This is a genomic window from Thermococcus sp., from assembly GCF_027066465.1.
Classification (GTDB): Archaea; Methanobacteriota_B; Thermococci; order Thermococcales; family Thermococcaceae; genus Thermococcus.
In genome coordinates this window covers 1-6,691 of sequence record NZ_JAMONU010000173.1, presented here as the reverse complement: position 1 = coordinate 6,691, position 6,691 = coordinate 1, and the positions used below count along the sequence as shown (strand labels likewise).

The window sequence follows — 6,691 nt, the reverse complement described above, 5'->3', positions numbered from 1 at the left end:
GACTACATGATGGAGGAGTGTCCATATTCCGTTGGAGCGACGACGATTGAATACAAGGAGATACTCAACGGGATGGAGGAGAAGAGGCCCGGAACGAAAATCAACTTCGTCAAGGGCTTTCTAAGAAAGAGGCACCTCTTCGAGGCCGAACTCCAGGAGGCCGAGCTGAGGGAGTGCAAAATCTGTGGAATGCCGTCGAGCGGTGAAGTTTGCTCGTTCTGCAGGTTCTGGAAGCTTGAGAGGCCGATAGACTTCCGGCTGAGCCGATGAGGAGACTTTCGGGCCCTGAACTATGATGAGGGCCACCCTATCCGAGGCTGGAGATTTTATCCGTTTTTTCATATAACTACGGAAAATGTTCAAAGTTGCCCTTACTATTTCGTAGTCAGGACAAAAACTATTTATAATGCAGCACCACGATAAAATAACGCCAGGTTAGAAAACCGTGGAGGGTTACGCATGGTCGTCCGGGACATGCTCCAGAAGCTGTGGGACTCCCTCAAGCCGGGTGAGATAGTTCTCATCGAGAGGGCCGATACGAAAGACCAGTACCTAGGGGTTCACCACATGATTGAGTGGGGGCTTGAAAGGGGGCGCAGGGTTCTCGTCATCGATGTCATGGACTCACTGCATCTAATCAAGGCCAAAGCGGAACTCAGGGGACTGAAAACGGGTGTTTTCAACGATGTGGACGTCATAAAGGTTGGGGGAAAGGTTAGGGTTGGGAACGTCGTTGAGTGGATTGGCGACATAGTCGAACCCGTCATAGTCGTGGGGAAGTTCAGGGAGGCCTACGAGAGGTATCTCAGCGAGAACGAGGGAACGCTGGTGATGGCCGTCGGCCTGGAGAAGCTTGTTCTCGCATCGGAGGTCATACCAAAGAACCTTCAGGTCATGATAGGCCTCGTCTCGAGGTACGTCGGCGACAAGAGAAGAACATCGGTCCTATTCGTCAAGACCTACGCCTTTGAAAACGGAAATCAGGTCGTTCTCGGACTGCTTGAGGACATGGCAACGACGGTGATAAGGGTCTCTTCAATTGAAAAGACGACGGAGTTCAGCATCATAAAGTCGATAGACCCGGAGCTTGAGGGCCTCTGCATGCGCCTTTAACGCTCCCTGAACATTATTTTGAACCTCACCTCTCTATCAAGCGGGAACAGGAAGGTGTAGCTGACGCCCTGCTGGATGAAGTCCCACCCGCTTTCGCTCTTGCTCAGCGTTTTTACCGGGAACTTCCATATCCTCGCTGTTCTATCGAGCTCAACGGTGAACCTCCCGACGGCGTATCTGTCGTTCACCTCAATCCTTGAGCCTTCCAGCTCTTCCGGCACTTCCATCACGCTGTGGACCGCAACGTTAAGCTCGACCGCGAAGGTTCCCCTTCCCGAGACGGCGTAGTCAACGGTGAAGCCCTTCCCATCCGGTCTGAAGACCTTGACGACCGAGAAGTCTCCATCATTCCTCCAGAGCCTCAGCCCGTTTCCGTCGAGCGAATAATCGTAGGGCTTTCCGGCGAAGTCCGCCAGGGGTTCATAGCGGTTCAGCCTGAAGTCGTCGAGGGTCGTTTCGGGCCTTAAAAACCTGTCCTGGAGGAGCGCCCTCCTGACTGAATCGTAGGCAACCTCTTTCCTAATCTCCTCCGGAACCTCGCCCGAAAGCTCGTGAATGCTCTCGACACCGTCACCCTCTTCCTCGGGAACTGCGCTCCCGGTGGAGTGGTAGTGCTCGTAGCGCCTTGCCAGGACGTCGGCGTAGTTAACTGCCTTCCCTTTAGAGCTAAGCTCTACAAGGGAACCGCCGAGGCCAGGCTTGAAGGAGTAGTAAAAGTTCTCGCCCTCGATGAAGACCTCCTCGAGGCCGTCGAAGTCAATGTCGCGGACGAAAGTTCCAGTGGAAACGTAGCTGTTCGCCCGTATCAGGTTCTCCCAGACGGCCCTGCGGAGGTGCGGGAGGTAGATTCCGCCGAAGACGCCGTGCCAGTAGGCGTCGTTGCACTGGGCCTTCAGAAGGAACCGCCTCGCCTCAGGGTTGTTCCTCACGAGTTTACTAACCATCAGCATTCTCTTGTGGGTGTAGTTGCCTTCGGGGTACTTGAAGAAGAAGTTCTTCCAGATTCCGCCCCTTACGAAGACGCGATAGCGGTCAAAAATCCCCTCGGCCTTCAGCCGGTTCACGAACTCGACGAAGAGCCTCGCCTGCTCCGCTGGAAGGCTCCACTCGCTCATCTCGAAGTAGGAAGCTATCGGCAGATAGACGAGGCCCCTCGGCCTGAATTGCCTCAGGTACTCGGAGTAGAGGAGAACCTCTATCCTCTCGTCGCTCGAAATCCTGTCAAAGAACTCCCTGAGCCAGCCCTTCTCGTGAACCCACTCGTAGGTTCCGGGCCAGACGCCGAACTTCTCACCGTCGTCGTGGAAGACAGCAACCTTGCTCTCGTCGCCGTCGTCGAGGGAGTGGAGGTAGGAAAGCGTTTTCTCAACCGGGCGGAAGGGAATCAGGTAGCGGAGCCTCTCGTCAATTGGAAAGACCACAACCGCTTCACCGTCGTCCTCGGTGTAGTAGGGCCAGTAGAGGCTCTCCTTAGGCAGGCCGGCGCTCATGAAGTGGTAATCGTCAACGACGACGTACTCTATCCCGGCCTTCCGTAAGGTTCTCACGAGTTCGGGCTCCCAGACCCTCTCGGTCAGCCAGAGACCTTTCGCCTCGTAGCCGAGCTTTCTCGCAAAGTCCTTCAGGAGGTTAATCTGCTCGACCCGGTCTTCCTCCGGAATTGACGCCAGAACCGGCTCGTAGAAGCCGGCAACGATAATCTCGACCTGGCCCCTCCTCACGAGGCTTTTGAGTAGGTCGAGGTGCTCCGGCCTGTTGTCGGCTATCCACTGGAGGAGCGGGCCGGAGTAGTGGACGGCGACCTTCATGTTTGAGTACTCTTCCAGCGTCTCAAGGAACGGTCCGTAAGCCCTCTCGTAGGCGCTCTCGAAAACCCAGCCGAAGTTCCCAAGGGGCTGGTGGTTGTGGATTCCAAATATCAGCTTCATGGTCTCACCCCATCAACTCGAGGACATAAATCTTACCCGTGCAGGAGGGACGCGAGGTATAGCGCGATTGCAACGGCGAGCTGGTTGGAGAAGTTGTCGTCAGGCGGGAGGTTGTAGAACTCCGCTATCGTTCCCGCGAGCGAGCCGACGAGGGCAAGCGGGAGACCGACGAGCGGTGTGAGTATTGCAAGCCCCGTCAGGAAGTAGGCGAGGCTCCCCTCTACGCTCTTGCCGTTGGAGAAGCGGTGCCTGCCGAGGGTCTTCCCGATTATCGCCGCGAGCGCGTCGCCGAGGGTTGCCAGGGCTATCGAGCCTATGGCAACGCTCTTAGGAAAGAAGTAAACCACCGCAAAGGATGCGGTTGCGAAGTATATGTGGGCCGCGACCCGGTTTCTCTCGTGCTCGCGCGTTATGTCGTTGATGTGGGTCTCAAGCCTCTCTATTCTCTCCATAACCTCAGGGGGCGCGTATATTCCAAGGCGTCGCTTTATGGAGTCCCTCCACTCCTCTATCACCCTGAAGGGCTCAAGGGCAACGAAGACGGCGAAGGACACCCCCACGAAGACCAGGGTTACATCCTGACCGAAGAGCACGTAAACCAGCGGAACCAGAAGGCCCGTCAGGTGGAGTGCCTTTCTCTTAAGCTCTGATTTTATGCTCATTCCTTATCACCTCTAGGGCCTCGAGGAGGTTCCCCACCACGTGGTCCGCGTTCCCCGCCCTCCTCCCCGCGTGGTAGCCCCTTTTAATCAGTATTGTCCTGGCCCCTATTCTTCTACCCCCTCTCATGTCGGTCTCCTCGCGGTCTCCAACGACGTAGATTTCATCGTCAGGAAACCGCTCCAAGGCCAGGCGGAAGTTGTAGTCCTCGAACTTGCTGTGACCGGTTTCGCCGCTTATTATAACGTCATCAAAATAATCCCCAATGCCGAGAACCCTGAGCTTCTTCCTCTGCCAGTTGGTGGAGGAATCCGTTATGAGAACGACCCTGGCTCCCATCTCCCTAAGACCTTTAAGGAAGGGGAGCGCGTCGGGGTAAAGCGAGAGGTGGGAGAAGAACGTTTCCTCAACGAAGTGGGTTATCTCCCGGAGCCTCTCTTCTTCTATGCCAGGATAGAGGGAGCGGAGCACCGTCTCGACTATACCGTCGAGGTCGAGGGTGTGAACATCCCGCCGGGATTCGAGCCTGCGGTAGCGGGCCGTCAGAACGTACCAAACGGCCCTCAACATTCGCCTTCTCAGGAGGATTGGAATCGATTTCATAATAGTTTTTCTACCTGCCTCCCACGTGTTGCAGAGGGTGTCGTCGAGGTCTACGATGACAAGCATGTTCGAAACTTGTGGGGGAAACTTTAAACCCTTCCGGTGAAAAGCTTAAAAAAGCAAGGGGGTAGTTCGGGGTGATGAGGGGAGAAACGCTGATAGGTGCCGGAATAGCTCTAATCCTCATAGGGTTCCTCCTCGTGTTCATAGGAACTATCGTGTCCGCCTTCAGCGGAGAGAGCGAAGTTCAGGGGGGAGGGGTCATAATGATTGGCCCCATCCCCATAGTCTTCGGAACGAACAGGGGAGCCTTAACGCTTGCCATGATTCTCGCGGTAATCCTGATGGCGCTCTGGATACTTGGAGTTCTCCTGATGAGGAGGGGGTGAGGTGGAGTTTCTAGCGGCGCTCGCCCTTCTTCTCGTTGTGGCAAAGAGCCTTGAATGGCTTTTTGAGAGGGTCGAGGTTCACCCGATAATAGCCCACGTCCTCACGGGAATAGTCCTCGGACCGTTCGTCCTTGGTGTAGTCAAGCCGGGAGAAGGACTGAGCGTTCTCGCGCAGTTCGGCCTTATCATGATGATGCTCTACATGGGCCTCACCAGCAACTTCTCGGCGATAGCACAGAACACCAGAAAGGCCGTTCTCGTTGCGAGCCTCGGCGTTGCCTTTTCCTTTCTGTTCGGCTTTCTAACGGTCTATACTTTTGGGAAGGGAATCGCGGCGGCCGTTTTTATAGGGGCAACGCTCGGAAACACCGCCATAGAGGTCACGAGCGGCGTTCTCGTGAGGGAGCGCGTTAAGAGGGAAGTCTCCTCGATTCTCATGGGCGCGGCCTTCGTGGACGACATAATAGCCGTCTACCTCATAGGCATAATCACCGGAATGACAAAGGGAAGCCTCAGCATGGCGTCATTCGGCGTTCTAACCCTCAAAATATTCGCCTTCATAGTTTCGGCCCTTCTCGTTTCGGAGCTTGTCTTCAAGAGGTCCAGGTGGTTCTACTCCATAGTCAAGAACCTCAACGTCTTCTTCACCTTCACGCTCATCCTCACGTTCACCCTCGCCATAATAGCCGAGTGGGTTGGCCTTAACCAGATAATAGGGGCCTACCTAGCTGGACTCACCATAAGCAGGCTCCGCGAGAGGAAGGACCCGCTCGTCGTCACGAGGATTAAGCTCAACGAGCTGATTGAGGATCTGCAGGTCGTCCTCACGGAGTTCTTCATACCCCTGTTCTTCATCTACGTGGGCCTCGTCTTCAATCCACCGGTCAAGAGTTTGAGCCTCACCCTCATAGGTCTGCTCTACGTCTCGGCCGTTCTTGGAAAGCTTCTCGGCTGCGGTCTCGGCGCGAGGCTTTCTGGTCTCAGCTGGGAGGACTCCATGACGGTCGGCATAGGAATGGGCGGAAGGGGCAGCCTTGAGATGGCGATACTTACCTTCGGACTGAGCGCTGGAATAATAGACCAGGCCCTCTTCGCGAGCGTTGTAACTGTCTCGATGCTGACGGCGCTGACGACACCGATATTCTTTAAGAAGTACATCGAAAAGAGGAAGGCTTAAATTCCCCCTAGACAATCGCCCTCAGGTGAGAGTATGTTTCCAGAGAGGGGAACGGACGAGGAAGAAGTCCTCGAGGAGCTACGGCGCAAGACCACAGAGGATTTAACGTTCGATTCTGGAAAGATTTTGGGTTCCATGTGCACGTATCCTCATCCCCTCGCGATTAGGGTCATCACCGAGTTCATAGACAGAAACCTCGGGGACCCCGGCCTGCACACGGGGAGCCGTAAAGTCGAGGAAGAGGCCGTGGAGATGCTCTCAAACCTCCTCGGCCTCAAAAGGGGCTACGGCCACATAGTTTCAGGCGGAACGGAGGCGAACATCCTAGCGGTGAGGGCCTTCCGCAACCTGGCGGAGGTGGAAAAGCCGGAGCTGATTCTTCCGAGAAGCGCCCACTTCTCCTTCATCAAGGCCGGCGAGATGCTCGGAGTTAAACTCGTGTGGGCGGAGCTGAACGATGATTACACCGTCAACGTAAAGGACGTTGAGGACAAGATTACGGACAGCACGATTGGAATCGTAGGAATAGCGGGAACGACGGGCCTCGGGGTGGTTGACGACATACCGGCTTTGAGCGATTTGGCCCTCGACTACGGGCTTCCGCTCCACGTTGATGCGGCATTTGGCGGCTTCGTCATTCCCTTCGCGAAGGCTTTAGGCTACGATATCCCGGACTTCGACTTCCGGCTTAAAGGCGTGAAGAGCGTAACCATAGACCCCCACAAGATGGGCATGGTGCCGATTCCAGCGGGCGGGATAATCTTCCGGGAGAAGAGGTACATAGACGCGATAAGCGTTTTGGCCCCTTACTTAGCCGGAGG

At 55.6% G+C, this 6,691-nt stretch carries 7 protein-coding genes and 1 pseudogene; 5 read left to right on the top strand and 3 right to left on the bottom strand.

The features are described from left to right. Both MVK46_RS08505 and MVK46_RS08500 read left to right on the top strand, forming a co-directional pair. Positions 1–270, top strand: a pseudogene (locus MVK46_RS08505) (alpha hydrolase); the annotation flags it as partial. A 189-nt stretch (positions 271–459) separates the two neighbouring features. Then, a complete protein-coding gene (locus MVK46_RS08500; protein WP_297536246.1) occupies positions 460–1,113 on the top strand; it encodes a DUF257 family protein in 654 nt (217 codons plus the stop codon). On the opposite strand, the gene MVK46_RS08495 is transcribed toward MVK46_RS08500, so the two are convergent. From MVK46_RS08495 to MVK46_RS08485, 3 genes are read right to left on the bottom strand one after another with little or no spacing between them, the layout of a single operon-like run. Then, complete coding sequence (locus tag MVK46_RS08495; protein WP_297536245.1) at positions 1,110–3,041, bottom strand: alpha-amylase/4-alpha-glucanotransferase domain-containing protein; 1,932 nt, start codon at positions 3,039–3,041, stop codon at positions 1,110–1,112. The two genes, MVK46_RS08500 and MVK46_RS08495, sit on opposite strands and share 4 nt — an antisense overlap. 32 nt (positions 3,042–3,073) lie before the next feature. Continuing rightward, the gene (locus MVK46_RS08490) at positions 3,074–3,703 is read right to left on the bottom strand and encodes a diacylglycerol/polyprenol kinase family protein (RefSeq protein ID WP_297536244.1); all 630 of its coding nucleotides are present in this window, start codon (positions 3,701–3,703) and stop codon (positions 3,074–3,076) included. Further along, a complete protein-coding gene (locus tag MVK46_RS08485; RefSeq protein WP_297536243.1) occupies positions 3,681–4,370 on the bottom strand; it encodes an HAD family hydrolase in 690 nt (229 codons plus the stop codon). Before MVK46_RS08485 ends, MVK46_RS08490 begins: the two co-directional genes overlap by 23 nt. A 74-nt stretch (positions 4,371–4,444) precedes the next feature. Here MVK46_RS08485 and MVK46_RS08480 point away from each other — a divergent pair, with 74 nt between their 5' ends. The 3 genes from MVK46_RS08480 to mfnA all read left to right on the top strand — a co-directional run. After that, on the top strand, positions 4,445–4,693 hold the full coding sequence (locus MVK46_RS08480) for a DUF131 domain-containing protein (RefSeq protein WP_297536242.1): 249 nt from the start codon (positions 4,445–4,447) through the stop codon (positions 4,691–4,693). Between the two features lies 1 nt (position 4,694). Further along, positions 4,695–5,870 (top strand): cation:proton antiporter, encoded by a 1,176-nt coding sequence (locus MVK46_RS08475; protein WP_297536241.1) that lies wholly within the window; start codon positions 4,695–4,697, stop codon positions 5,868–5,870. 33 nt (positions 5,871–5,903) lie between these two features. Next, positions 5,904–6,691 (top strand): tyrosine decarboxylase MfnA (mfnA, locus tag MVK46_RS08470; protein ID WP_297536240.1); only part of this gene is annotated, 788 nt, incomplete at its 3' end.